22 protein-coding genes and 2 pseudogenes are annotated in these 26,171 nt (G+C 36.9%); 22 read left to right on the top strand and 2 right to left on the bottom strand.

The window, feature by feature from the left end:
- Positions 1-98: 98 nt before the first annotated feature.
- Positions 99-1,034 (bottom strand): LysR family transcriptional regulator, encoded by a 936-nt coding sequence (locus ACERII_RS09705; protein WP_373641914.1) that lies wholly within the window; start codon positions 1,032-1,034, stop codon positions 99-101.
- 229 nt (positions 1,035-1,263) lie between these two features.
- Between ACERII_RS09705 and ACERII_RS09700 the strand changes: the two genes are divergently transcribed.
- The 13 genes from ACERII_RS09700 to typA all read left to right on the top strand — a co-directional run bounded on the left by ACERII_RS09700 (position 1,264) and on the right by typA (position 17,957).
- The gene (locus ACERII_RS09700; protein WP_373641913.1) at positions 1,264-2,085 is read left to right on the top strand and encodes a M55 family metallopeptidase; all 822 of its coding nucleotides are present in this window, start codon (positions 1,264-1,266) and stop codon (positions 2,083-2,085) included.
- Positions 2,086-2,115: 30 nt separating this feature from the next.
- Positions 2,116-3,243, top strand: coding sequence for a dipeptide epimerase (locus ACERII_RS09695; protein WP_373641912.1), 1,128 nt, complete (start codon positions 2,116-2,118; stop codon positions 3,241-3,243).
- Positions 3,224-4,177, top strand: coding sequence for a C40 family peptidase (locus ACERII_RS09690; protein WP_373641911.1), 954 nt, complete (start codon positions 3,224-3,226; stop codon positions 4,175-4,177). The genes ACERII_RS09695 and ACERII_RS09690 overlap by 20 nt, the downstream gene beginning before the upstream one ends.
- Positions 4,178-4,215: 38 nt before the next feature.
- On the top strand, positions 4,216-5,319 hold the full coding sequence (locus ACERII_RS09685) for a M42 family metallopeptidase (protein WP_373641910.1): 1,104 nt from the start codon (positions 4,216-4,218) through the stop codon (positions 5,317-5,319).
- Entirely contained in the window at positions 5,304-6,239 is a 936-nt protein-coding gene (locus tag ACERII_RS09680) for an ABC transporter permease (protein WP_373641908.1), read from the top strand. Before ACERII_RS09685 ends, ACERII_RS09680 begins: the two co-directional genes overlap by 16 nt.
- Before the next feature lies 1 nt (position 6,240).
- On the top strand, positions 6,241-7,206 hold the full coding sequence (locus ACERII_RS09675) for an ABC transporter permease (protein WP_373641907.1): 966 nt from the start codon (positions 6,241-6,243) through the stop codon (positions 7,204-7,206).
- Positions 7,207-7,209: 3 nt separating this feature from the next.
- Positions 7,210-8,256, top strand: a complete 1,047-nt coding sequence (locus ACERII_RS09670) for an ABC transporter ATP-binding protein (protein ID WP_373641905.1) — start codon at positions 7,210-7,212, stop codon at positions 8,254-8,256.
- A gap of 91 nt (positions 8,257-8,347) precedes the next feature.
- Entirely contained in the window at positions 8,348-10,015 is a 1,668-nt protein-coding gene (locus ACERII_RS09665) for a peptide ABC transporter substrate-binding protein (protein ID WP_373641904.1), read from the top strand.
- Positions 10,016-10,173: 158 nt separating this feature from the next.
- A complete protein-coding gene (locus tag ACERII_RS09660; protein ID WP_373641903.1) occupies positions 10,174-11,103 on the top strand; it encodes a S66 peptidase family protein in 930 nt (309 codons plus the stop codon).
- Positions 11,104-11,316: 213 nt separating this feature from the next.
- Positions 11,317-12,270 carry an ABC transporter ATP-binding protein gene (locus tag ACERII_RS09655; protein WP_373641901.1) on the top strand — a complete coding sequence of 318 codons (954 nt, stop codon included), beginning with the start codon at positions 11,317-11,319 and terminating at the stop codon, positions 12,268-12,270.
- A gap of 777 nt (positions 12,271-13,047) precedes the next feature.
- Positions 13,048-15,387, top strand: coding sequence for an RNA polymerase recycling motor HelD (gene helD, locus ACERII_RS09650; RefSeq protein ID WP_373641899.1), 2,340 nt, complete (start codon positions 13,048-13,050; stop codon positions 15,385-15,387).
- A 376-nt stretch (positions 15,388-15,763) separates the two neighbouring features.
- Positions 15,764-15,919 carry a DUF1540 domain-containing protein gene (locus tag ACERII_RS09645; RefSeq protein ID WP_373641897.1) on the top strand — a complete coding sequence of 52 codons (156 nt, stop codon included), beginning with the start codon at positions 15,764-15,766 and terminating at the stop codon, positions 15,917-15,919.
- A 199-nt stretch (positions 15,920-16,118) separates the two neighbouring features.
- A complete protein-coding gene (gene typA / locus ACERII_RS09640; RefSeq protein WP_373641895.1) occupies positions 16,119-17,957 on the top strand; it encodes a translational GTPase TypA in 1,839 nt (612 codons plus the stop codon).
- 203 nt (positions 17,958-18,160) lie between these two features.
- On the opposite strand, the gene ACERII_RS09635 is transcribed toward typA, so the two are convergent.
- Positions 18,161-18,403, bottom strand: coding sequence for a hypothetical protein (locus tag ACERII_RS09635; RefSeq protein ID WP_373641893.1), 243 nt, complete (start codon positions 18,401-18,403; stop codon positions 18,161-18,163).
- A 185-nt stretch (positions 18,404-18,588) separates the two neighbouring features.
- Between ACERII_RS09635 and ACERII_RS09630 the strand changes: the two genes are divergently transcribed.
- The 9 genes and pseudogenes from ACERII_RS09630 to ACERII_RS09595 all read left to right on the top strand — a co-directional run bounded on the left by ACERII_RS09630 (position 18,589) and on the right by ACERII_RS09595 (position 26,171).
- On the top strand, positions 18,589-18,903 hold the full coding sequence (locus ACERII_RS09630; protein WP_373641891.1) for a YbjQ family protein: 315 nt from the start codon (positions 18,589-18,591) through the stop codon (positions 18,901-18,903).
- A 119-nt stretch (positions 18,904-19,022) separates the two neighbouring features.
- Positions 19,023-19,619, top strand: coding sequence for a hypothetical protein (locus tag ACERII_RS09625; protein WP_373641890.1), 597 nt, complete (start codon positions 19,023-19,025; stop codon positions 19,617-19,619).
- A gap of 29 nt (positions 19,620-19,648) precedes the next feature.
- The gene (gene sfsA / locus ACERII_RS09620) at positions 19,649-20,374 is read left to right on the top strand and encodes a DNA/RNA nuclease SfsA (RefSeq protein WP_373641888.1); all 726 of its coding nucleotides are present in this window, start codon (positions 19,649-19,651) and stop codon (positions 20,372-20,374) included.
- A 217-nt stretch (positions 20,375-20,591) separates the two neighbouring features.
- A pseudogene (locus ACERII_RS25930) lies at positions 20,592-20,741 on the top strand (TIGR00366 family protein); the annotation flags it as partial.
- A 66-nt stretch (positions 20,742-20,807) separates the two neighbouring features.
- Positions 20,808-21,005 (top strand): annotated as a pseudogene (locus ACERII_RS25925) (TIGR00366 family protein); the annotation flags it as partial.
- A 244-nt stretch (positions 21,006-21,249) separates the two neighbouring features.
- Positions 21,250-23,454 (top strand): PAS domain-containing protein, encoded by a 2,205-nt coding sequence (locus ACERII_RS09610; protein ID WP_373641886.1) that lies wholly within the window; start codon positions 21,250-21,252, stop codon positions 23,452-23,454.
- A gap of 14 nt (positions 23,455-23,468) precedes the next feature.
- The gene (locus ACERII_RS09605) at positions 23,469-24,311 is read left to right on the top strand and encodes a DMT family transporter (protein WP_373641884.1); all 843 of its coding nucleotides are present in this window, start codon (positions 23,469-23,471) and stop codon (positions 24,309-24,311) included.
- Positions 24,312-24,586: 275 nt separating this feature from the next.
- Complete coding sequence (locus ACERII_RS09600) at positions 24,587-25,483, top strand: manganese catalase family protein (protein WP_373641883.1); 897 nt, start codon at positions 24,587-24,589, stop codon at positions 25,481-25,483.
- A gap of 235 nt (positions 25,484-25,718) precedes the next feature.
- On the top strand, positions 25,719-26,171 hold the full coding sequence (locus ACERII_RS09595) for a hypothetical protein (RefSeq protein WP_373641881.1): 453 nt from the start codon (positions 25,719-25,721) through the stop codon (positions 26,169-26,171).

The raw sequence follows: 26,171 nt of genomic DNA, 5'->3' as shown, positions 1-26,171 counted from the left end.
AAAATAAATTCAAATGTATGATGAAACGTGCGGAGAAAGGTCCGCACGTTTTTTAGAGAGTTTAGCCGAAGGGCAGATAACAACTAGGAATGGTGAAATCAATTTTTTTCAGCACCCTGAATTGTTCTCTTAAACTCTTTCGGCTCCGATTTATGAAATTGATGCAATAGGTATGTTAAGTAGAGCTGACTTAATCCGTCTATTTTTTTGCCTTTCAGAAAAATAAGGTCTAGGTCTCGTTCCATGTGAAGAGGTTCTTGTATTTGTAACACATGTAAGCTCTCGTTTGCTATTTCTTCTTCCATCGTGAAACGAGATAAAAGAGTAATCCCGATTTTCTGTTTCACCATTTGTTTAATTGCTTCTATATTATCTGTTTCTAGTACGATGTTTGCTTCTATACCATGTTTCTGAAAGGCTCCATAAATCAATGCCCAATCCGCTGTACCACGGTTGAAGGTAATTAACGGTTCGTTTGCTATTTTAGTTAAACTAACTTTTTTTAATGAAGCAAAAGGATGCCCTGGATAAACTGCTAAGACAATTTCATCATATATTAATGGGATATTTTCTACCTTTGGGTGCTGTACACTTCTTGCAATTCCGAAGGGAACTTCATGAGAGAGTACCATATCTAACACTCGAGGTGAACTGGTAGTATGAATACCTAGTTTAATATTTGGATATTGTTTATAGAACTTTTTCGTGATTTGTGGAAGTAAATAATAAGAAGCGATATTTACGGTTGCAAATTCTAATTCACCTGCAAAGGAGTTTTTCATATTGTGGACAGATAACTTTCCCTCTTGAAAGTTTCGAATTACTTCTTCTGCATATGGCAAGAAAGCTCTACCAGCATGATTTAAAGCAATGGCCTTGTTTGTCCGATCAAACAAATGGTAGCCAATTTCATTTTCTAAGGTTTTAATGCGGGAACTAATGGAAGGTTGAGACAAATATAAGTTTTCTGCTGCTTTACTAAAGCTCCCTGTATTTGCAACCTGAATAAAAGCCTCAATATGTTTTATATCCACTTTTTCTCCCCCTCTACAAGCTTGTCAGATTATCTCCTATTTAAATATTGAATAACAACCTATAGAAAATATCTATTAGACTTTGAAATAATTATAGATTAACATAATAGATAATTCAATAGATACAATAGTTAAAATCTTCAGAAAAAATAAAACTCAAATCAAACAAAACCATCCTCGCATTTTTGCTTTTATACAATCAGTCTATACGTTAATAGGAGGTAATAACATGAAGCTCTTTATATCCGCAGACATGGAAGGTATCACAGGATTAGTTGATGAAACCTTTGTTTCTTCCCAAAAGCATAATTATAAACGTGGTCAAGAGATAATGACAGAGGAAGTTAATAGTGTCATTTCATCTGCATTTAATACTGGCTGCAAAGAAGTTATTGTAAATGATAGCCATTCGAAAATGAATAATATATTAATAGAAAAATTACATCCAGAAGCGCAGCTTATTTCTGGAGATGTAAAACCTTTTTCCATGGTCCAAGGCCTAGATGATTCTTATTGTGCTGGTATCTTTCTTGGATATCATTCGAGAGCATCTCAACCAGGTGTATTAAGTCACTCCATGACATTTGGGGCTAGAAATATGTATATTAATGAAATAGAAGTTGGAGAATTAGGTTTTAATGCATTTGTGGCAGGACACTATGAGGTTCCTATCATTATGGTTGCAGGGGATGACCAAGCAGCACTTGAGGCGGAAGCACTCATACCAGGTGTTACTACTGCCGTTGTGAAAAAAGCTATGTCAAGAACGTCCGCACTTTGTTTAACACCAGAAAAAAGTAAGCAACTTTTAAAAGAAAAAACAGAAGTTGCTCTAAAAAATATTTCTAATGTAGATCCGCTAACTCCCCCGAAAGAAATAATCTTACGTATTGAATTTGCAAATTATGGTCAGGCAGAATGGGCAGCATTAATGCCAGGTGCAACGATAGAAACTGGTACAACTGTCCATTTTCAATCGAAGGATATATTAGAAGCTTATCAAGCTATGATTGTCATGACCGAATTAGCCTCACGAACTCAATTTTGCTAATTTCAAACTTCATACTAAGGAGTGTACAGAATGTTTATCACAGACATACAAACCATGCATCAAAAAGTACCACTGAAAAAACCATTTAAAACTGCTTTAAGAACAGTGGATCAAGCTGAATCTATTATTGTAAAAGTAGAGGTTAGTAACGGAATTATTGGTTGGGGGGAAGCTGCTCCAACGATGATGATTACAGGGGAGAGTATACAAAGTATTGAAGCTACGATTCTTTATACCATTAAGCCATTATTACTTGGGAAGAGTATCTTAAACACTGAAACTATTTTCCATTTGTTGCATCGTTCCTGTGTGGGGAATTCTAGCGCTAAAGCTGCAGTTGATATTGCTATTTACGATATCCTTGCCCAATATCATAATCTCCCTCTTTACCAGTACCTCGGTGGTGAATGGGAGGATGGTCTACATAATGAAGTAGAAACGGATTATACAGTAAGCGTTAACTCCCCAGAAGAAATGAGTGAAGCTGCACTACAGCACGTAACGGATGGCTTTAATATTTTGAAAATTAAAGTAGGTAAAGATTCTATCGAGAAAGATATTGTCCGAATTCAACGAGTGAGAGAAACTGTAGGACCAGATATTACGATTCGAGTAGATGCAAATCAAGGATGGAAAACGAAAGACGCCATTCGAGCTATTCGAAAAATGGAGGATATGGGGTTAAACATTGATCTAGTTGAACAACCCGTGTTAGCTTCCGATATCGAAGGAATGAAAATGGTAACGGATTCTGTATTAACACCGATAATGGCAGATGAAACGGTGTTTTCCCCAAGTGATGCCTTTGAGGTGTTGAAAACGCGAGCAGCAGATCTCATTAATATAAAGTTAATGAAGTCAGGCGGCATTTATAAAGCTTCCATTATCAACCATATGGCGGAAGAATGCGGAGTCGAGTGTATGGTAGGAAGTATGATAGAATCACACCTTTCTGTGACAGCTGCTGTTCATTTTGCTGCTAGTAAACGAAATATTGTTCGGTATGATTTCGATGCTCCATTGATGTTAGTGGATAAACCCACAAATGGCGGTATCGATTACGAGATTAATAAAATTCGTATTCCTGAAGAACCTGGATTAGGAATTAGTTCTATAAAGGAAGAATGGAGGGTTGGTCGTGGAGCAAAAACAACATAATGAGCTAAAGAAAATGGTCGTTTGTGTAACTGCTGCTACCGTTTGGACAGAACCAAACGCCCCGAGATATATTGATCAACTTGCATTAATGAATCCTGTTAATTTGGAAGGTTGGTTATCAAGTATTACGACGGAAGAGAGTCTAAAGCTCTGTACCAATAATTTAGTGCAATCACAAGTGTTGTATGGAACAGATGTGTATCTACTAAAAGAGCAAGAGGAATGGGCTCATGTATTGATTCCTACTCAACCAAGTAAAAAAGATAAGCGAGGATACCCTGGATGGATTCCACTGCGACAATTAACAGCAAGTATGTTAGACAGTGTGGATAGTAATGAAATAGCACAAGTCACTGCTGAAAAATCTACATTACATACATCCGTAGCAAATTTACGAAAGAAAAATGGTGCTGGATGTATGGAAATAAGCTTTTTAACTAGATTTCCTGTTACAAAGCAGACAGATGAATATACAGAAGTGGTAACACCACATGGACAACGATTCATTAAAACAGAAGATGTTCGTATTTTCCAAAAGGAAGAGGAATTACATACAGTAAATGGGAATGACCTTCTTGAGACAGGGAAAATGTTTTTAGATCTTCCTTACTTATGGGGGGGGATGACTTCTTACGGGTATGACTGTTCTGGGTTTGTGTACTCTGTGTATCGTAGTTATGGAATAACACTTCCGAGAGATGCTTCCGATCAAGTAAAGCAAGGAACTCCTATTACACGAGAAAACCTTCAAGTAGGTGATTTGCTATTTTTTGCTTATGAAAAAGGGAAAGGTGCAGTTCACCATGTAGGAATGTACGCAGGAAACGATCTTATGATTCATTCGCCGAAAACAGGGAAAACGGTTGAAATTATTCCTCTAACGAACACGAAGTATGAAGAAGAGTTAATCGGTGGTAGAAGATATATTTCATAACGATGATGCATCCCTTTAAAAGATGAAAGGTTGTTATTATGAATGAGTTTATAGACGAAAATCGATTGAGACAGCAGATCCTTAATAACGTTGGAGCATGGTGCGACCTTCATGGTGTTTCTGGTTATGAAGACGATGTGACCCAGAAAGTTTTCCATGAAATCAAAGAGTATGTAGATGATATCTCTATCGATCCTTTAGGAAATATTATTGGTTTTAAAAAAGGAACTGGAAAAGAAAAGCTTTTGATCGCAGCTCACATAGATGAGATCGGTCTAATGGTTCGACATATTGATGACCGAGGTTTCCTATACGTTGAAAAAATAGGGGGAATCCGTACTCAAAATTTGTTTGCAAGAACTTGTTCCATTAAAACAGAAAAAGGTTTTGTGGATGGATTAGTAAATACAATCAACCCAGGTAGGCCCAAAGCGATAAAAGAAATTCCAGAAATTAGAGAATTCTTTATTGATATTGGGGCAACATCGAAACAGGAAGCAGTAGAAATGGGGATTGAATTAGGAAATACGGTTTCTCTTAACTATGAGTTTAAGCTTCTTGGGAAAAATAGGATTATTGGTAAGGCTCTAGATAATCGTCTCCTCGTTTTTATATTAATAGAGGTTATGAAACTATGTAAGGATACAGGCATTGAAACACCGAATATCTTCCCTGTTTTTACCGTCCAAGAGGAAGTTGGTTGTAGAGGTGCAAGGACTGCTGCGTATACAGTAAATCCTGATACAGCAATCGCGTTAGATGTTACGGTTGCCAATGATACACCGCAAATTGCGAAGCACGATTATATATCTCAACTAGACCATGGACCTGGAATTAAGTTGATGGATAAAATTTACAACGGAATGGGTATGATCTCATCCCCGAAAATGGTCCAAAAGATGAAATCTATTGCAAGGAACAATAACATTCCTTTTCAGCTGGAGGTCTTTCCGTCAGGTACAACTGATGCAGCAGCAATGCATTTAGAACGAGGTGGTATTCCTTCTGGAGGTATTGCCATTCCCACTAGGTATGTTCATGCACATGAGATGGCTTCTGTAGATGATATAGTACATACTATTCTATTTTTATTTCACTATATACGAGAATTTAAGGGGGGACACCAATGGCAGTCTACGTAGTAAAACGATTTTTAGCGATGATCATTACGTTACTTGTAATCGTCACACTAACATTTTTCTTAATGCATGCTGCACCAGGGAATCCATTCGACTTTGACGAATCTGGTGGAATTTCCGAACAAGCAATGCAAAACTTAATGGCACATTATAATTTAGATCAACCAACGTATATGCAGTATTTCCAATACTTAAAAAACATAGCAACCTTTGATTTTGGCCCTTCCATGGTATCAAGATCAAGAACGGTTGATAGTATGCTTACAAATGGTTTTCCAGCTTCTATGATTCTTGGTCTATCAACACTTATCTTTAGTTTGATTTCAGGGATTATCTTAGGGGTTATCGCAGCTCTTAGACATAATAAAGCAATTGACTACGTCACAATGATTGTAGCTGTTCTAGGGATATCTGTTCCAAACTTTATATTAGCAATGCTATTTATTAAATTTATTGGTACTCAATTCGACTTTTTCCCAATTGCTCGATGGGGTACTTGGCGACATGTATTATTACCAGCTCTCGCTTTATCATCTGGTCCAATGGCGATCATCGCACGTCTCACTCGCTCCAATATGTTAGAGGTTTTGAATCAGGACTATATTCGTACAGCACGTGCAAAAGGGCTTTCCCCAATCAAAATTGTAATCAAGCATGCATTACGAAATGCATTATTACCAGTTATCACCATTTTAGGAACATTAACGGCTGCTGTATTAACTGGAAGTTTTGTTATTGAAAGAATATTTGCTATTCCTGGTATTGGTCGATATTTCGTAGAAAGTATATCGAATCGTGATTATCCAATGATCATGGCCACTACGGTAATGTATAGTGCCATTTTAGTAGTAATGATGTTTGTAGTGGATCTGGTATATGGTGTGGTAGATCCGAGAATTAAGCTTCATAAGAAGGAGGAGTAATATGGCTAATTCAGTAAATGACTCCATAGAAGAAAAAGCAATCGACCCAAAAACAATTCCTGATGACCTATTTGCTCCTGTAAAAAAAGATGGAGCTCCGCTAGAAGAACTAACGAGGCCTAGTGTCAGCTATTGGAAAGATGCTTGGCATCGAATATTAAAAAATAAGCTTGCAGTTGCTGGATTGGTTATTATCGTAGTGATGCTAGTAATGGCTTTAATCGGTCCATCCCTTACACCTTATGATGATAGAGAAGGTATTTTATCGAATCAAAATCAAGCCCCTTCTGCTGATCATTGGTTTGGTACCGATGAATTAGGACGAGATGTGTTTACTCGAGTATGGCACGGGGCGAGAGTTTCGTTGCTCATTGGTTTTGCTGCAGCGTTTATCGAATTTATTATCGGTGTATCGTACGGTGGGCTTTCAGGATATAAAGGTGGTAGAACCGATAACGTGATGATGCGTATCGTCGAAGTGTTATACGGTCTTCCTTACTTACTAGTTGTAATCTTACTGATGGTTGTGATGGACCCTGGTGTTTGGACCATCATTGTAGCACTCTCGTTAACAGGGTGGGTCGGTATGGCTCGTCTGGTCCGAGGGCAAGTACTTCAGCTTAAGACGAATGAGTATGTACTTGCATCTAAAGTATTAGGTGGAAGCACACCAAGAATTGTTAGGCAGCATTTGTTACCAAATACGATGGGGCCGATTATTGTATCCATGACATTAACTGTTCCTGGTGCTATTTTCGCCGAAGCATTTCTAAGCTTCCTTGGGTTGGGAGTTCAACAACCTACAGCAAGCTGGGGGTCCATGGCAAATGATGCATTAGGAGTGGTCAACACAGGCTACTGGTGGAGACTCGTTTTCCCAGCAACCATGATTTCCTTAACAATGTTCGCCTTTAACGTATTCGGTGACGGATTACGAGATGCCTTAGATCCGAAGATGAGGAGGTAAATGATGAGTGAATCAAAACAAACAATCTTAGATGTTAATAACCTCCATGTATCCTTCCAAACAAGAAATGGAGAGGTACAAGCGGTAAGAGGAGTAAATTTCTCGTTAAAAGAGGGAGAAACTCTTGCAATTGTTGGAGAATCAGGGTGTGGAAAAAGTGTAACTGCACAAAGTATCATGCGGCTCATACCTACCCCTCCTGGAGTTATTAAAGAAGGAAGTATAAAGCTAAAGGGAAAAGATTTAACAAAATATACAGAAAAACAAATGAGGGAAATTCGTGGTACAGACATAGGAATGATCTTTCAGGATCCTATGACCTCTTTGAATCCAGTTTTAACAATCGGAGATCAAATTTCTGAAGGGCTCTTCAAGAACTCGAAAGTTTCTAAGGCAGATGCGAAAAAGCGAACGATCGAATTGTTGTCTTTAGTTGGTATTGCAAATCCTGAAGAACGACTAAGGCAATATCCACACCAGTTTAGTGGTGGAATGAGACAGCGAATTATGATTGCTATGGCACTTGTTAGTGAACCTGGTGTATTAATCGCAGACGAACCTACAACAGCACTAGATGTTACGATTCAAGCACAAATCATTGATTTGTTTAAAGATATTCAAAAAAGAATTGGAATAGCGATTATTTTAATTACGCATGATCTTGGTCTTGTTGCTCAAATAGCAGATCGAATTAATGTTATGTATGCTGGAAAAATTATTGAATCTGGAACTGTTAGAGAAATCTTCTATGAACCACAGCATCCGTATACAAAAGGATTGCTAAAGTCTGTACCGAGATTAGATGGAGATAGAAATGAACCGTTAATACCTATTGATGGAACACCACCAGACCTGTTTGCTCCACCAAAGGGATGTGGTTTTGCAAGACGTTGTGATTATGCGATGGACGTTTGTCTTCAATATGACCCAGAACCGACGAGTGTAAGTGAACACCACTCTGTACGTTGCTGGTTACAAGATGAACGTGCAAATAAAGCTGTGAAAGCAATTGATAATAGAAGTCCAAAGATTAATTTCCAGTCGAAATAACAATTTTATTAATGTAGGGGGGGATGTGGACATAAATACAGAGGTTAGTAGTCCATAGACGCGTTTTATAAAAAAAGGGAGGTATATTTTTATGAAAAAACTTTGGCTATTAGTAGTAGTGGCAGTATTAAGTAGTTTGTTAGTTTTAGCTGGTTGTTCAAACAATGAAAATACGACAGCTAACAATGACAATAACAATGAAAATAACGATAATAATGTTGCGGAAGGTTCAGACGAGCCAAGAACATTGTTATTGAACAATGGTAACAACCCAACATCAATGGATCCACCAATTGGAAATGACGAAGCGTCATATAACGTGTTAAACAACGTATTTGAAGGGTTAACTCGTTTAGGGAAAGATGCGGCTATTCCAGAGCCAGCAATGGCAGAAGATTGGGACGTATCTGAAGATGGGTTAGTATATACTTTCTTTATTCGTGACGATGCTTACTGGACAAATGGTGAGCCTGTTACCGCATATGATTTTGAATTTTCATTTAAAAGATTAGCAGATCCTGAAACGGCTTCACCAGCAGCTTCTCACTCTTATTGGATTGCTGGAGCTGAAGCATTTAACAGTGGAGAGGGAACTGCAGAAGATATGTTAGTAGAAGCAAAAGATGAAAAAACTCTAGAAGTAACATTACGTTATCCAGTAGATTTCTTCTTATCTATCGTAGCTATGCCACAGTTGTTCCCAGTTCATCAAGCAACTGCTGAAGCAGACCCGAACTGGCATGCAGAAGCAAATTCAATTGTTTCTAATGGTCCATTTAAAGTAACAGAGTGGGCACATGACGATTTCTTAGTTTTAGAGAAAAATGAAGATTACTGGGATGCAGATTCCGTTGAAATTGAGCGTGTTGAGTATGTAATGGTAAATGACTCCAATACTGCTTTCCAAATGTATCAAGCTGGAGAAATTCACGTCTCAGCTGTACCTGCTGACTTAGGAGCAGATTATTTAGATGATCCAGACATGTATTTAGCTCCACGTTCTGGTATTGAGTATCAATATTTCCATCATGATCTAGAGCCTTTCCATAATAGAAATATTCGTGAAGCGTTCATGCTAGCGATTAATCGTCAGGATCTTGTACAATATGTAAACCAATCCAACGAACCACCAGCGTATGGATGGGTACACCCAGAGTTTGAGCATCCAGCTGGAGGAACATGGGGAGAAAATGTAGGAGACTACTATGAATTTGACCCTGAAAGAGCACAAGAATTACTAGCACTAGGTATGGAAGAAGAAGGATATGACGAGCTTCCAACTGTAACGCTTTCTTATAATACTAGTGACCTTCATAGTACGAGAGCACAAGCGATGCAGACAATGATTCGCGATAACTTAGGTATTGAAATTGAATTATTTAACCAAGAGTGGGAAGTATTCCGTGATCGTTCTCAAGAAGCGCAGTTCCACTATTTCCGTGGAAGCTACCTTGGTGGATATAATGACCCAATTAACTTCTTAGATAATTACTTACCAGGATCAGGATTTAACCGTGGTGACTGGTCAGGAGACAGACATCAAGAGTATGTTGACATTATCAATGCAAGTTATGAAGAAGCAGATCCAATTGCGCGTTATGATTTACTAGCACAAGCAGAAGCGATTATTATTGAAGAAGCAGTAATTAACCCACTTTACTTCTATACTCGTAGCTACCTTGTTAACCCAGAGGTTGAGAACATTATTACTCATATCGTTGGATTTACAGAGCTTAAATACGCTAGATTCGTAGACTAAGATTTTTCGTTTGAGACAGTATATCGTGTGCCAAAAGGGGCTTTCCCTTTTGGTACACTATTATTAGAAAAGAAAGTGCTTGTCGCCAAGTCCATGATAGTGAAAGACCCATACATTCATACTTAAGAAGTGAAACATGAAAAAGGAGTGTACTGTGGATGCTGTCTATAGTAAAGCCTGCTAAGTTACAAAAAGGGGATCATGTGGCTGTTATTGCACCAGCAAGTAGCCCGGATGTTGAATTAGCAAAAAAGGCGATAAGATTCTTGGAGCAGCTAGGTCTTGAAGTGCATGTTGGTGACTCCTTACAACATAAGCATGGTTATTTAGCTGGAACAGATAGACAAAGACTTTCTGAATTGCATCAAGCATTTGGTGATCCTACGATTAAAGGGATATTTTCTGTTTGTGGTGGTTACGGCACTGCAAGAATAGGAAATTCGATTGATTTTGAATTACTACGTGCTAATCCGAAAATTTTTTGGGGTTATAGTGATATTACATTTTTACTCAATGCTATTTTTCAAGAAACAAGATTGGTCACCTTTCATGGGCCAATGTTAAGTTCAGACTTAGGAAAAGATGTTCATCATTTGACCCGAGAAACATTTAACCAACTATTTTTCCCACAAAAGCTTCGTTATTCAAATGAAGATGCACCTCTGAAAACATATGTAGAAGGAAAAGCTACGGGCCCTCTAGTTGGTGGTAATTTATCATTACTCGTTAGTACTTTAGGAACAGATTTTGAGATCGACACGAAAAATAAAGTGTTGTTTATCGAAGAAGTGGAAGAAGAACCTTACCGAATAGACCGTATGTTAAATCAATTAAAGAGTGCAGGGAAATTTGAGGAGGCTTCGGCAATTGTGTTATGTGATTTTCATAACTGTCTTCCAAAAAAAACAGAGGATTCATTAACATTAGAGCAAGTCTTTAACGATCATATTGTTCCTCTTGGAAAACCAGTGCTTAGTGGCTTTTCCATTGGGCATTGCTCTCCTAATTTAGCGGTTCCAATTGGTATAGATGTTACATTGGACGCGGATAAAAAAACACTAACGTTCCATGAAACAGGAACAGTGTAGTTATGTTTCCATTTTGGGCTGGGGTATGGGACTGATTTAAAGCTTCCCGCAGGCATAGAAGAACCTTGAAGTATGGCCGGATGTGGCCCTTTTGCCAATGGGTTAAGAGAGTGAATTCAAACGAATAAAGGATTAATGATTCTAGATTGTAGTAATTAACGTATTTTCAGAGTTCAAAAGTAAAGGACGCCAATACAGCTTGGAGGAATTCACATGGCAAAGAAATTACTAGAAGTTAAAGGATTAAAGAAGTACTTTGATGTTGATAAAAAACAGGTTTTAAAGGCCGTAGATGATGTTTCCTTCGATATATACGAAGGTGAAACATTAGGATTAGTAGGAGAATCAGGCTGTGGGAAATCTACAACCGGCCGTACACTGATCCGTTTATATGGAACAACAGACGGACAAGTAATTTTTGATGGTGAAGACGTTCATAAGATGTCTGGTAAGAAGCAAAAGATGTTTAATCGTAAAGTTCAAATGATTTTTCAGGATCCGTATGCTTCTCTTAATCCACGAATGACAGTTGCGGACATTATTGCTGAAGGAATTGATATTCATGGCATAAAGTCCTCAAAAAAGAGGTTGGATCGAGTTCATGAATTGCTAGAAACAGTTGGTTTAAACAAAGAGCATGCAACGAGATTTCCACATGAATTTAGTGGTGGACAAAGACAACGAATCGGTATCGCTCGTGCACTTGCGGTTGATCCCACTTTCATCATTGCGGATGAGCCAATTTCAGCACTAGATGTATCCGTTCAAGCTCAAGTAGTAAATTTAATGAAGAAGCTGCAAAAGGAACAAAATTTAACGTATTTATTTATTGCCCATGATTTGGCGATGGTAAAGCATATTAGCGATCGAATTGGAGTTATGTACTTAGGAAAAATGATGGAGCTTACAGAGAGTGAAAAGCTGTATGAAAATCCATTACATCCATATACGCAATCTTTATTATCAGCTATACCAATACCGGATCCGGACATTGAAGCCAAAAGAGAGCGTATTATACTTCAAGGAGAAGTACCAAGCCAAATAAACCCTCCAAGTGGCTGTGTATTTAGAACAAGGTGTCCTGTAGCAACAGACATATGCGCAGAAAAGAAGCCAGAGTGGAAAGAGGTAGAGGAAAAACACTTTGTAGCATGTCATTTGTATTAAGATTAGGATGCTACTTGACTAGTTAATTTCTATTTGGGGTGAATTATTGGAGCGCCCGGAAAACAAAAGTCTGTTATTTTGCCATATAGGATGAGAAGGCCTTCGTTTTGTCTAGAACTGTCCTTATGAGGAGTTCATAAGGACAAAATGAGGTTGAAACAGGGTCTGTTTTCCCATTTTAGCTAGCGTAGTATTTTACATACCATATCTGAACCAATTGCCACAGTTATGTTCAATTTAAATAAAATAAACTAAAAAACCAGCCTCTGTTACTTCATGTAAAGTAACGGGGTTTTTGTTTTGTTGACAAAATAAGCTCGCATAGGTATGAAAAGAGTATCCACACTTATACACATGTGGACAATATTTTTCCAAAACGAAAGCAGAATATTGTGGATTGTGGAAAAGATTTGATCAGAAGCGTGAAAATTATCAAAAAAGTGTGAATATGTGGATGAAAAGAGCAGTTTGTTGTGGATTATGTTAATAAAGTATGAATATGTGGATAAAACAAGCGTACGTTAAATTAAGATGATTATAAAGGAATACTTTTGGAGTGACGATACTAAGGAGTTGTCCACAAAACAAAAAATCCATTCCTCAGCAAGTGGCTGAAAAACGGTTCCATTTTTCAATATACGGTTGCGTAATTATTATATACATGTTAACATAAAATGTATTTCAAGAAAATGTTGTATAAATTTCTATAATATCCCTAATTATATTATACGGGATTACTGTTGACATGTCAAATCATTTTCAGGGGAGTGTGAGAATATGCATGACCAAGATAGAGAATTTCAAAAGGAAAGAGATCGTGTTCAATTTATTATAGACACAATTAATCATAAGATGGACCAGCTCCAAGAAAATGTTGGGGGACTAAAAGAAGGTATTATTGATTTACGAAAATCATTTTGGGAAGATGTAACCGTTAATTTAGATGATGCTCATGAAATTGGAGAAACATTTACGAGTATTAAGCAGCAAGTGGAATTGCTAGCAGAGCGGGAAAGAACTCATAAACAGTTTTATAGCCAAATGAAAAGTTTATTGAGGTTAAAAAGTTCTCCCTACTTTGGGCGTGTGGACTTTTTGGAAGACGGAGATCGTCATGTTGAGCCAATATATATCGGACTTTCCTCCTTAATGGATGAAAAAGATGAAGAGTTTCTCATTTATGATTGGCGTGCACCAATCTCCAGTTTATATTATAACTATTCTCCGGGACCTGCTGAGTACGATGTGATGGATGAAACAATTCACGGAACGATGGAGTTAAAACGTCAGTATATCATTAAACGAGGTCAGCTGAAGAGTATGTTTGACACGGGAATAACGATTGGAGATGAGTTGCTTCAAGAGGTATTAAGTAACAATGCTGATTCTCAAATGAAAAGTATTGTAGCAACTATTCAAAAGGAGCAAAATCAAATTATTCGAAATGAAACATGTAGGTATCTGGTTGTACAAGGGGTAGCGGGGAGTGGGAAAACTTCTGCAGCCCTTCAACGTATTGCCTATTTACTATATCGATATCGTGGACAAATAAATGCTGATAATATCATGCTTTTCTCTCCAAACTTCTTATTTAATAGTTATGTATCCACTGTACTTCCAGAGCTTGGGGAAGAGAATATGAAACAGTCAACTTTTCAGGCGTACGTAGAAGGTCGGTTAGGAAAGAAGTTTTCTGTGGAAGATGCTTTTACTCAAATGGAATACTTATATACGGCAGAGAAAGATGAGTTGTATCATATTCGATTATCAGCAATAAAATATAAATCATCCCTAAAATACGTTGACTTTATGAATAAATATATAGAACACCTTAGTACACAAGATTTACTTTTTCGGAACATAACTTTCCATGATAACATCATCGTACCTGCAAAAGATATTGAAAACTACTTTTATTCACTAGATAAAGCAATCTCAATTCCGAATCGAATGAAGAAAACAGCGGAATGGCTGTTAGTAAACATCAAGAAGATTGAAGAGAAAGAACGAAAAAAAGAGTGGGTAATGAAGGAAAGTGAACTGTTGGATAAAGAAGATTATTTAACAGTATACAGGGAGCTTCAAGGTGGTAAACGAGGGAATTCAGATACGTTTGACGACTATGAATTAGAGCAGAAATTACTTAGTAAAATAGTAACAGATCGACATTTTAAACCTGTGAAAAATAGTATAAAAAAATTCCGATTTCTCGATATCATTTCTCTATATTTTCGAGTTTTTAATGAAGAAACGGTCGGATTTCTTCCAAGTGTAACAGTACCAGAAAATTGGAAGGATATCTGTGAAGTTACAATGAATGAGTTAAAACAGAATCGGTTTATGTATGAAGACGCCACTGCGTTTTTATACTTAAAGGATAAGTTAGAAGGGAGAAAATCCTCCAATACGATTCGTCATTTGTTTATTGACGAAGCTCAAGATTATTCTCCATTTCAGTTTGAATTTTTAAAACAGTTGTATCCGAACTGTCATATGACCATATTAGGGGATTTAAATCAGGCAATCTTTGCTCATTCTCATGAGTCACCTACGTTACTTACTAAGGAGTTATTTGTTGATCAGGATAATTATGAAAGAATCACATTGACTAGAAGTTATAGATCAACAAAACAGATTATGGATTTTGCCAAAGGAATTCTTGATAATAATGTTGAACCATTCAATCGAAACGGAGAGACGCCATCTCTTACTATTGTGGATGATAAAGATGCGCTTCACCATAATATGAGAAAATCAATAGATGCACTTGAGAAAAAGGAACATACTACCATTGCAATCCTTTGTAAAACTGCCGAGGAGAGCGAGAGAGCATATGAAGCATTAGTACAAGAGAAAACGGAGATATCGTTAATTGATAAAGAGTCTCATACTTTTACAAAAGGTGTCTTAATAATGCCTGCGTACTTAGCAAAAGGAATTGAATTTGATGCGGTGGTTATTTATGACGCTTCAAATGAGGTGTATGGAGAAGAAATAGAACGAAAGCTGTTTTATACTGCATGTACGAGAGCGATGCATGAGCTTCATTTGTTTTCAGTTGGTACTCCAAGCCTATTTCTAGAAGATGTGTCTAAAGAGAGTTATGTAAAACTGTAACAAAATCGTGCGGGACCTGGTCCCGCACAATTTTGTGTCTATTTATCGTACAATGGTGTTGCATGTGAAAAAATAATCATGATTTTGTAAAGTAATTCTTTACAACAATATGCAGACTCATCTACAATAGCAGAAGTGGTTTGCAAAGGTTTACATTGTTATGTGGAATTTATCATTCATTTTCATTTTTGATACTAAGATTGCCACCCTTCCATATTAAAGATTCTCCCTTTTTCTTTAATATTTGCTGAGGTGCTTTCTTTTTCCGAATAAAACCTTCGTATATCTAAAGAATTGCTCAAATTAATGTTATAATTTAGATGTATGCACCTATGTGAAAATGCCCACTCTATTTATGAGAGGGGGTGTTTGTGAAATGGCTGTAGACGTATTATGTGAAGTAAACAACTGTAAGTTTTGGGAACGTGGAAACAAATGTGCAGCAGATCAAATCTACGTTGTGAGTCATAAAGGAAAACAAGCGGAGAGACAAGAGGAGACAGACTGTAAGACCTTTGATCCTCAAGTCTAGTTTAGTATGTGATAGAGATGGGAATAAAAAGGAACATACTTCCTTTTTACCCATCTCTTTTTTGTATCCTACATAATGAATGTTATACAGAATTGAGGAAAACATATGGGAAAACAAGAATCTTCCCCTTTATTCTTTAGAGATAAGTTGGTATAATAGAAAAGTTGTGTTAAATTGATTCATTTAAGGAGAGAAAAGAATGAATATTCGTGAAGATATAAGAAATATTGCGATTATTGCCCACGTTGACCACGGAAAAACAACGTTAGTTGATAAATTGCTTCACCAATCTGGAACGTTCCGAAGTAATGAGCAAGTAGAGGAACGTGCAATGGACTCCAACGCACTTGAGAAAGAGCGTGGAATTACAATCTTAGCTAAAAATACTGCTATTAACTATCAAGATAAACGCATAAATATAATGGATACACCAGGACACGCAGATTTTGGTGGAGAAGTAGAACGTATAATGAAAATGGTTGATGGTGTTTTACTAGTTGTTGATGCTTATGAAGGTACAATGCCACAAACACGTTTCGTATTAAAGAAAGCACTTGAGCAAAAATTAACACCAATCGTTGTTGTAAACAAAATTGACCGTGACTTTGCAAGACCTGCGGAAGTTGTGGATGAAGTTGTTGACTTATTTATTGATTTAGGTGCTGAAGAAGACCAACTTGATTTTCCAGTAGTCTATGCATCTGCAATCAATGGTACAGCAAGCTTAAATCCAGAAAAACAAGATGAGGACATGAGTGTGCTATTTGATTCTATTATTGAGCATATTCCAGCTCCAGTGGACAACAAAGAAGAACCGTTACAATTCCAAGTAGCATTATTAGATTATAACGATTACCTTGGAAGAATTGGTATTGGCAGAGTCTTTCGAGGAACAATGAAGGTTGGCCAACAGGTAGCGTTGATGAAATTAGATGGTTCGGTTAAGCAGTTCCGTGTAACGAAGTTATTTGGTTTCCTAGGCTTAAAGCGAATAGAAATACAGGAAGCAATTGCTGGAGATTTAATTGCTGTATCTGGAATGGAAGAAATCAACGTAGGAGAAACAGTATGCCCTGTAGAGGCACAAGATCCATTACCAATTCTACGTATAGATGAGCCAACTTTACAAATGACTTTCTCTGTAAATAACAGCCCGTTTGCTGGGAGAGAAGGAAAGTATTTAACAAGCCGTAAAATTGAAGAACGTCTTCGTGCGCAATTAGAGACTGATGTAAGTTTACGTGTTGAAAATACATCTTCTCCTGACGTTTGGATAGTATCGGGTCGTGGGGAATTGCATTTATCAATTTTAATTGAGAACATGAGACGTGAAGGATATGAGCTACAAGTTTCGAAGCCGGAAGTTATTGTTCGTGAAGTGGATGGAGTTCGATGCGAACCAGTTGAGAGAGTCCAAATTGATGTTCCTGAGGAGTACACTGGTCCTGTTATGGAATCACTTGGTGCTCGTAAGGGTGAAATGCAAAACATGACAAATAACGGTAGTGGTCAAGTTCGTTTGGAGTTCATGGTACCTGCTCGTGGATTAATTGGTTATTCAACAGAATTCTTAACACAAACGAGAGGTTACGGAATTATAAATCACACGTTTGATAGCTATCAGCCTATGGTCCCAGGTCAAGTTGGTGGACGAAGAGCTGGTGTAATGGTTTCTATGGAGACTGGTAAGGCAAGTCAATATGGGATTATGCAAGTAGAAGACAGAGGTCAAATATTTGTTGAACCTACGACAGAAATTTATGCTGGAATGATTGTTGGAGAGCATACGCGTGAAAATGATATTACAGTAAATATTGTGAAGGTAAAACAAATGACAAATATGCGCTCAGCAAATAAGGATCAAACAGTAACAATGAAAAAGCCACGTATTATGACGTTGGAAGAAGCATTGGAATACTTAAACGATGACGAGTTATGTGAAGTAACGCCTGAGTCTATCCGTTTACGTAAGAAAATTCTTGATAAAAATGAACGTGAGCGTATTACGAAGAAAAAGAAATATGCAGAGCAAGCTTAATTATAAGAAAGGATCTAGAGAGTGTGAATAACTCTTTAGATCCTTTTTTTTATGGTGCAAATTTTTACTTACTATAATGTCTATCCTGAAAGTACGCGAGTTCGTGGTAGCTAAACGTATCTAGTGTTATTAACTTTGTGGGTTTGTATTCCATTCGCCAAGGTGTAAATTTCACTTGCTTGGAGGCTTCCTTAGAGAATGATTTACTCTGCCGTCTTCTTTTTATTTACAAATGAAAGTATAAAGTTCACGAACTGATATATGGAAAACAATGCGAGACATGTTACCAAGGAGCCTGCCATATATCCTCCAGAGTAAAATTGCGGCCTAAACCACTCTGTATTACTTCCAACAGCAATTCCTACGATGATGGAAATCGCAAAAATAATCGCAACGATGACATACTCTACCTTTTTTTCTTTATTAATTTTGTTTAAATTAAACATAGTTTCCCCCCTCTTATCCGACTATTCTTATTTTAATTATACATAGGGTAAACAAAGGTTGCAATTTTCTAATGGAACATAGCTAGTATGTACTCCACCTGTCAAAAAAATAGTGAGTAGTATGAAACTTGTTTCAAAAGCAAAACGTATAACTAGTTATTAAAAAGGAAATGGGGAATCTTGATATGATTATGGTTAATACGGAATCATTACCCGGTTTTGAAGTTGAAAAGGCGTTAGGAATTGTTTCTGGTAATACGGTTCAAGCAAAGCATATCGGGAAGGATATTGTAGGAAAACTTCGAGGTATAGTTGGTGGAAAAATGGTGGAATACGAAGAGATGTTTCGTGAGTCTCGCGCCATTGCAGAAAAAGAAATGAAGGAGCAAGCCGAGAAACTGGGTGCTGACGCAATTATAAACATACGTTACTCCTCCTCCTCCATTATGAATGGTAGCTCTGAAATATTGGTATATGGAACTGCAGTGAAGTTTAAGTAAAAAAGTAGAAGGGAATTGTTGAGAAATCATATTTCGACATTTCCTTTTTATTATGGAGTAAAAAGTAAGTATGTTTACAAACAATAGAAGTGATTGTAAGAAACATAAGAGGTAAGATATTGCTTCTACAAAAAGAAAGTGGGTACACAACATTGAAAACATACATTTTATATATGTTACTAATTCTATTTTTTCTGACAGGATGCAATAACAAAGATTCTTTGAACGAAACAATGGGGAGCTTTGCTACGGATACAATAGTTAGCGAAACAGCAGCAGGAGATTATATTTTGCGTCTCGTTTCGGATAAAATAGTGTATGAAGTTGGGGATGAAGTACGCATGGAAGCAAAAGTGAAGTATATTGGAGAGAAAGAGAAAACGAGCATTCAACTTGGAGAGTCACTGTTCTTATTTGATATTCGTGAAAATACAAGAGGTATCCATCTACCATATAAAAAAGTAGAAATGCCATCTTTCACTACTGAATTAGAGCGAAACAGTTGGTATAGCGAAGTTTATGATAAGAAAGAAGCCCATTCTAATGGAAGTGATGAGGAAAGTGAGGAGTTTCTGAAGGAGTTTATTGATCTTCAAGGCTTTCCTGTTGGCGAATATGAAATAGAAGTAACCACTAATTTTTTCACCCAAAATGAGCAAGAACAAAGAGAAGATCACATTTATTCCACGAGTTTGATCGTGGAAGTTGTGGATTAAAATGTGACTAGTTAGGGGATTTGTTTGTTATGAATGAAAGAAGTATTCCATTTCCAAGTGACCTGATTAAAGCAAATTTTGTGGAGCGACCTAATCGGTTTATTGTCAGGTGTAAGTTAGATAACAAAGATATCGTTGTGGATGCACATATGGCGGATCCTGGAAGACTGAAGGAATTATTGATTCCAGGAAAACCATTATATGTGAAAGAAAATGATGATCCAAAGCGGAAAACAAAGTATTCTGTTGTGATAGTAGAGCGTGAAGATGCTTCTGGCTGGGTATCCGTTAATTCGATGATGCCGAATAAATTAGCAATTATTGCAGTGAGAGAGCAAGTAATACAAACATTTAAAGGGTGGAATTATGTACGATCTGAATATCCCAAAGGCGAGTCGCGCTGGGACTTATTGCTACAGAAGAATAGCGGTAGGAAAATGGTCGTAGAAGTAAAAGGGGTCTCTTTGTTGCTTAATGGAATTGGTCAATTTCCAGACGCTGTGACAAAAAGAGGCGCAAAGCATGTATTGGAATTAGGCCAAATAGCAAAAGAAGATGGATGGGAAACAAGTCTTCTTTTCGTTACTCAACGAGAAGACATCACGAAAATCAAACCAGCAGTACATATAGATCCCAAGTTTGCACAGGCATTACGGGAAGCTAAATCAGCGGGAGTAAATATATTAGCCTGCCGATGTAGTGTGACCATAGAAGGGATGCAAGTTCTAGAGGAGATACCAGTAGAGGTTGAGTAAACAAGGAGTGATATAATGTTTCGACACAAACCTGTCACCGGTCTGGGACGTGACGGTTTTGTGTCTTTTTTTGCATTAATTTGCTTTTTATAAAAAGTAAGTGTTACGAGTAATTTCCTTTCTCATGCTCAATAAATTTATTACTTCAAGTTTCCCTATGGTGATGGTTTCATATTGGGGCGGTGGCTTTTGGGATTTATTAGCTTTTGCCATGTAAATGGTACTTATTTTAGTTACTGGATATGTTCTTGCCAGTAGTCCGATTTTTAAAAGAATACTCCAAAAGCTTGCCACTTTCGCAAAAAGTCCTGGTCAAGCGATCGTGATTGTAACATTGGTTGCATTGGTAGCGAGCTGGATAAATTGGGGCTTTGGCTTGGTAATTGGAGCTTTGTTTGCAAAGGAGTTGGCGAAAAAAGTAACTAACGTTGGTGCTGAATTAGGTGTAAGCTCAGCTAAAACAGCGATGGCTGTTGCTTGGGGAGATGCATGGACAAATTTGATTCAACCATTCTGGGCATTACCAGCATTAGCCATAGCAGGATTAAATGCAAGAGACATAATGGGATTCAGTTTAAGGATACTATTCTTAAGTGGAGCAATAATAGGAATAGGATTGATCTTGTTCTAAAGAGCAAGGACAGATATTAAATGATAAAGAGATGAAAAATGTATAATGACACAAATAATTCACGGGCCTGGTCCCTGAACTTTTGTTCAGGGACCAGGCCCGTGGCAATTTTTTGAATATCATAAGAGGAATGCGTAGGTTTGTGTTGAAATAGATAAAGTACAAACACATTTAGTAGCAGAAACAAACTACCTTTACCATATCAGGAATTATTCTAAATTTTTCTAAAGGGTGTATGACATAAATGAAAAGTAACTATTATAGAGCAAGATATCTTAAGGCGCAATTAAAGAAGGATAGACATGATATTGGGAATAGAGTTAAGCAATTGGACAGTAGGCTTTTCGATGAGTTACTTGATGCATTTTACATTTTAGATGAACATTGGAATTTCACTTATGTGAATCACGCAGCTGAAAAACTCCTTAGAAGAAAGAGAGAGGACCTCCAAGGAAAAAGTATTTGGGTAGAGTTTGCTGACTTAAAGAAGCCGCCTTTTTATACCAATTTTCATGAAGCAATAAAACAAAATAAGAGCATTGAATTTAAGGGATATTATGAGCCATTAGATACTTGGTTCAATGTTAATGCAACTCCGTCTAATAACAATTTAGTCGTACAATTTCGTGACATCACGGTTGTGAAACATGCAATGGACGAAAGTAGGGAATATTATCGTTCTCTATTTGATCATCATCCAGATGCCATCTTTTCACTCAATTTTAAAGGGAGATATGAAACGGTAAATCGTAGCTTTGAAAATATATTTGAATACTGTATAGATGAAGTACTTGAAATGAATTTTTACAGTCTAATTGATAAAAATGATGTGGAAAAAGCAATATTTCATTTTTACAATGCTTCAAAAGGGTTAGTCCAAAATTATGAAGTTACTTGTAACACGAAAACAGGCCGCGCCATCAATGTCCATATCACTAATTTTCCTATCATATCAAACAATAAAGTCGTTGGTATATTTGGTATAGCTAAGGATATTACAACTACGAAAGTAACCGAAACTGTTAGAAAAAAAGTAGAAGAAAATTTAAAACTAGCTGTCGAAATTGCTAATCTGGGTTCATGGGAATGGAACACACTAGATAATTCAGTATATTGGTCAGAGAAATTTCATGAAATAGTTGGATCTACTAATTACAATGAAAAACTAACATATGACGCTTTCTTTAAAGTGATTCATCCTGACGACAGAGAGTACGTAAAAGACACATTAAATAAAACGTTAAATGGAGAACCATTGAATACTCAATTCCGAGTGGTTCGACCCAATAATGAGATTCGTTATGTCATTTCCTTAGGAGTTCCATCCTTAGACCAATTTGGAAAGATAACCAAAATATATGGTACGTCACAAGATGTAACCTTAGAGAAAAAGAGACAAGATCAATTAAAACGAAGTGAAGAATTGTTTAGGCTTATATCAGACAATTCACAAGACGTTATTACCTTTAGTAATGTAGAAGGTGTATTTAATTATATTTCTCCTGCTGTCAAGAAAGTACTGGGCTATGAACCATCGGATATGATTGGTAAAAATAGGTTAGACTTTATTCATTCTGATGATATTTCAAATGTGAGGCTCAAACCATCTAATGGAAATGATGTTGAAAGAATTCGTTTTCGTCATAAAAAGGGTCACTATGTTTGGCTTGAAAGATCAATGAAGTTTATAAAAACCGAAGCTGGTAAAGCACAAATGGTGTTAGGAATCGCACGTGATATAACGGACAGAAAAAAAGCCGAAGAACTGATGATAAAATCAGAAAAGCTAACTATGGCGGGCCAACTTGCAGCAGGAATTGCACATGAGATTCGTAACCCACTAACATCGATTAAAGGCTTTTTACAGTTAATGCAGCAAGGGTACGAATTGAAACCTCAATTTCTTGATGTAATTAATTCTGAGTTTAATCGGATTGAAATAATTTTGAGTGAATTGTTATTATTAGCAAAACCAAGAGCAATGAAGTACGAGAAGAAAAATGTATATTCTATTTTAAAACAGGTTGTTATACTCCTTGAGACAGAAGCAAATTTTAAAGGGGTTATTATTCATTATACAGAATCAGAGAAGGTACTATTTATAAATTGCGATGAAAACCAATTAAAACAAGTTTTTATTAATTTAATTAAAAATGGAATCGAAGCAATGCCACAAGGTGGAGAGATCTTGATAAAGACGAAACAAGACAAAGATAATATTACACTCCTTTTCATTGATCAAGGGCATGGAATTCCAAATGATAAATTAGAAAAAATAGGACAGCCTTTTTATACTACAAAAGATAAAGGAACAGGATTAGGTTTAGCAGTAAGTTTTAATATTATTGAAAATCATAAAGGAATGATAACTATTGAAAGTGAAGAAGGGAAAGGAACCACCTTTATGGTTGCGTTACCATCGACCATCCATAAACCAACAGAGATGTAGAGGCAGGAATTAATATGAAACGAGAGCTAATTATTGTACATATCGCAGTATTGTTATTTGGTTTATCAGGATTGTTCGGTATATTAATTTCTCTTCCACCTCAAATAATCGTACTAGGAAGAGTATTCTTTGCATCACTCTTCCTACTTTTTATACTTATGTTAATGAGAAAGGGCGTAGCTATTCGCACTCGAAAAGACGTTGGGCTTTTTCTAATCATAGGTGGCATCTTAGCATTACATTGGGTAAGTTTTTTTCACTCCATTCAACTATCTTCTGTAGCCGTAGGACTTGTTACCTTTGCTACATTCCCTATTTTTGCAAGTTTCTTAGAGCCAATACTTTTAAAAGAATCTTTTCAAAGAAGAAGTCTACTGTATGCGGTTTTCTCCTTTATTGGAGTTCTTTTTATTGTACCTGAAATAACAATTTCAAATGAAATAACTAAGGGCGCATTATGGGGTTTACTTTCAGCATTCACGTTTGCACTATTGTCTATTGTTAATCGCAAGACGATCCGTCATTACTCAAGTGTCCAAATAGGATTTTATCAAAACCTATTTGCTTTTCTTTGTCTCCTTCCTATTGGTTTTTTCATACACGTACACCCATCTTTCCATGATATATTATTGATGCTCCTTCTTGGGATACTCTTTACAGGAGCCGCTCATGTACTATTTATCCAAAGTTTAAAGACAGTAAATGTCCGGACCGCAAGTGTGATAGCTTCACTAGAACCAGTTTACGGCATCATCGCCGCTATCATCCTATTTCATGAAATTCCCACACTGCAAGAATTAATAGGGATTATGATAATTCTAACTGTAGCCATCATAGCAAGCATCCGAAACAACTAACCCTCTGTGGAAAAACATAGCTTTAATATTTTCTTATAGAGTCACTCCATATTTCGTGTGTTGCTGGTTCGTAACCCCACCTCCAAAGATTGCGGACTCCTGCATTTTATGCTTATTTTAAATCTAACCAAGAAAAAGATGCATTACTTTGTATTAAGACAAACTACAGTCTACATATCAATTAAAAGGAGTGCCTTCAACGAATAACAGAGAGAAATGAAACTTTTTTTCTCAAAATAAGAAGGACTTATTTTACTAGACTGGAGGTTTAATAATTGATTACACGAATTGATAAGCTGCTTATTGATTTACCGAAACCAAAAAGTCCTGATGCAAATGGTGCAGCGGCTGTTCAAGAGCTTTTAGGTGGGAAATATGGTGAAATGTCTACATTAAATAATTATATGTTTCAGTCCTTTAATTTCCGTAATAAAAGAAAATTAAGGCCGTTCTACGATTTAATTGCAAGTATTACAGCAGAAGAATTTGGTCATGTAGAATTAGTATCAAACACGATCAATTTGATGATTGAGGGCACTACATTCCCAGGTGATCCTGATATTACACCAATGCAAAACGCCAAGGATCTGCGCAATTCCCATCATTTTATCGCATCCGCGCAAACAGCACTTCCAGCAGACTCAATGGGAAATCCATGGACAGGAAACAATGTTTTTACTAGTGGAAACCTAGTTCTTGATTTATTGCATAATTTTTTCTTGGAGTGTGGAGCAAGAACACATAAAATGCGAGTTTACGAAATGACGGATAATCCAGTAGCAAGGGAAATGATCGGGTACTTACTCGTTCGTGGTGGTGTTCATGTTGTTGCGTACGCAAAAGCATTGGAAGTAGCAACAGGAGCAGACGTTACAAAGCTCGTACCAATACCTAACTTAAGTAATAAAAAATTCGAAAAGGCAAGAAAATATGAAGCGGAAGGAGTTCATCGTAAGCTCTACACATTTAGTGCAAGAGATTACCAGGAAGTAGCAAAGATATGGAAAGGCACACACCCAGAAGACGGTGGGAAATTAGAGGTTATCCACGGAACACCTCAAGGAGCACCTGTACCTGATCTAGAAGAAATTCCTGAAGAATTTGCACCTGGCGTTTCTTACGAAGATTTTCAGGAAATTGCTAAAAGACTACAACGTCAAGCAGGACTATAAAATGTATGGGAAGTCAGCAACTGAAAAAAAGCTTGTTGACTTCTTTTTTGTTGATAACCTAGGTGGAATCAAAAGCAACTGCTAGGTACATCGGTAGCGAGTACCAAAGCATGGTAGGAAAATCCCTCTGATTTACTAAGATTTCTGATGTACTACACTAATAATCTTGTATATAATTATTTTATCCGCATATTAGTATGTGTACTAATTTTTACTAGTGTGGGAAGGGTGAAATATGAAAAAACTAATAATCACTTTATTTGTTGTTGCTATTATTTTCTATGGGGGATATCGTTACGTCTTATCTCTTGCATCGGACGAGTTGGTAAATCAACTGTCACAAGAACTTCTCACGGAGGACGTTGTTAAGGAGATGCTGTCAGACCCATATGTAAAGGACTTAGTGAAAGAACTTCAGAGCAATTCGACATTAACTAATCGAAGTACGCCATCTGAACTTAGTAAAAACATGCCTTTTACTACGAAAGAAGAAGCTACGAAGACCATTGTGAGTAGATTTTCCGTAGGAGAGATTCAGGATATTACAACGAAAGCAGCAAGAGGTTTAACAGTTGCGGAACAAGTGGAATTAGAGAAACTTGTGATGGAGCGTTTAACCGAAGAAGAATTGGAAGCAATTATGATAATTGGATTATCTGCAATTAGTGAAGAATTGTTAAAGGAATAG

Origin of the sequence: Evansella sp. AB-rgal1, assembly GCF_041820985.1 — a bacterium.
In the GTDB taxonomy this organism is placed as follows: domain Bacteria; phylum Bacillota; class Bacilli; order Bacillales; family Salisediminibacteriaceae; genus Evansella.
This window is presented reverse-complemented; position numbering and strand designations above follow the sequence as displayed.

Bases quoted from the DNA above. Each gene is read 5' to 3' on its own strand.
- ACERII_RS09700 (WP_373641913.1), top strand. From the start codon at position 1,264: ATGAAGCTCTTTATATCCGCAGACATGGAAGGTATCACAGGATTAGTT.
- ACERII_RS09695 (WP_373641912.1), top strand. From the start codon at position 2,116: ATGTTTATCACAGACATACAAACCATGCATCAAAAAGTACCACTGAAA.
- ACERII_RS09685 (WP_373641910.1), top strand. From the start codon at position 4,216: ATGAATGAGTTTATAGACGAAAATCGATTGAGACAGCAGATCCTTAAT.
- ACERII_RS09680 (WP_373641908.1), top strand. From the start codon at position 5,304: ATGGCAGTCTACGTAGTAAAACGATTTTTAGCGATGATCATTACGTTA.
- ACERII_RS09675 (WP_373641907.1), top strand. From the start codon at position 6,241: ATGGCTAATTCAGTAAATGACTCCATAGAAGAAAAAGCAATCGACCCA.
- ACERII_RS09670 (WP_373641905.1), top strand. From the start codon at position 7,210: ATGAGTGAATCAAAACAAACAATCTTAGATGTTAATAACCTCCATGTA.
- ACERII_RS09665 (WP_373641904.1), top strand. From the start codon at position 8,348: ATGAAAAAACTTTGGCTATTAGTAGTAGTGGCAGTATTAAGTAGTTTG.
- ACERII_RS09660 (WP_373641903.1), top strand. From the start codon at position 10,174: ATGCTGTCTATAGTAAAGCCTGCTAAGTTACAAAAAGGGGATCATGTG.
- ACERII_RS09655 (WP_373641901.1), top strand. From the start codon at position 11,317: ATGGCAAAGAAATTACTAGAAGTTAAAGGATTAAAGAAGTACTTTGAT.
- helD (WP_373641899.1), top strand. From the start codon at position 13,048: ATGCATGACCAAGATAGAGAATTTCAAAAGGAAAGAGATCGTGTTCAA.
- ACERII_RS09645 (WP_373641897.1), top strand. From the start codon at position 15,764: ATGGCTGTAGACGTATTATGTGAAGTAAACAACTGTAAGTTTTGGGAA.
- typA (WP_373641895.1), top strand. From the start codon at position 16,119: ATGAATATTCGTGAAGATATAAGAAATATTGCGATTATTGCCCACGTT.
- ACERII_RS09635 (WP_373641893.1), bottom strand. From the start codon at position 18,403: ATGTTTAATTTAAACAAAATTAATAAAGAAAAAAAGGTAGAGTATGTC.
- ACERII_RS09630 (WP_373641891.1), top strand. From the start codon at position 18,589: ATGATTATGGTTAATACGGAATCATTACCCGGTTTTGAAGTTGAAAAG.
- sfsA (WP_373641888.1), top strand. From the start codon at position 19,649: ATGAATGAAAGAAGTATTCCATTTCCAAGTGACCTGATTAAAGCAAAT.
- ACERII_RS09610 (WP_373641886.1), top strand. From the start codon at position 21,250: ATGAAAAGTAACTATTATAGAGCAAGATATCTTAAGGCGCAATTAAAG.
- ACERII_RS09605 (WP_373641884.1), top strand. From the start codon at position 23,469: ATGAAACGAGAGCTAATTATTGTACATATCGCAGTATTGTTATTTGGT.
- ACERII_RS09595 (WP_373641881.1), top strand. From the start codon at position 25,719: ATGAAAAAACTAATAATCACTTTATTTGTTGTTGCTATTATTTTCTAT.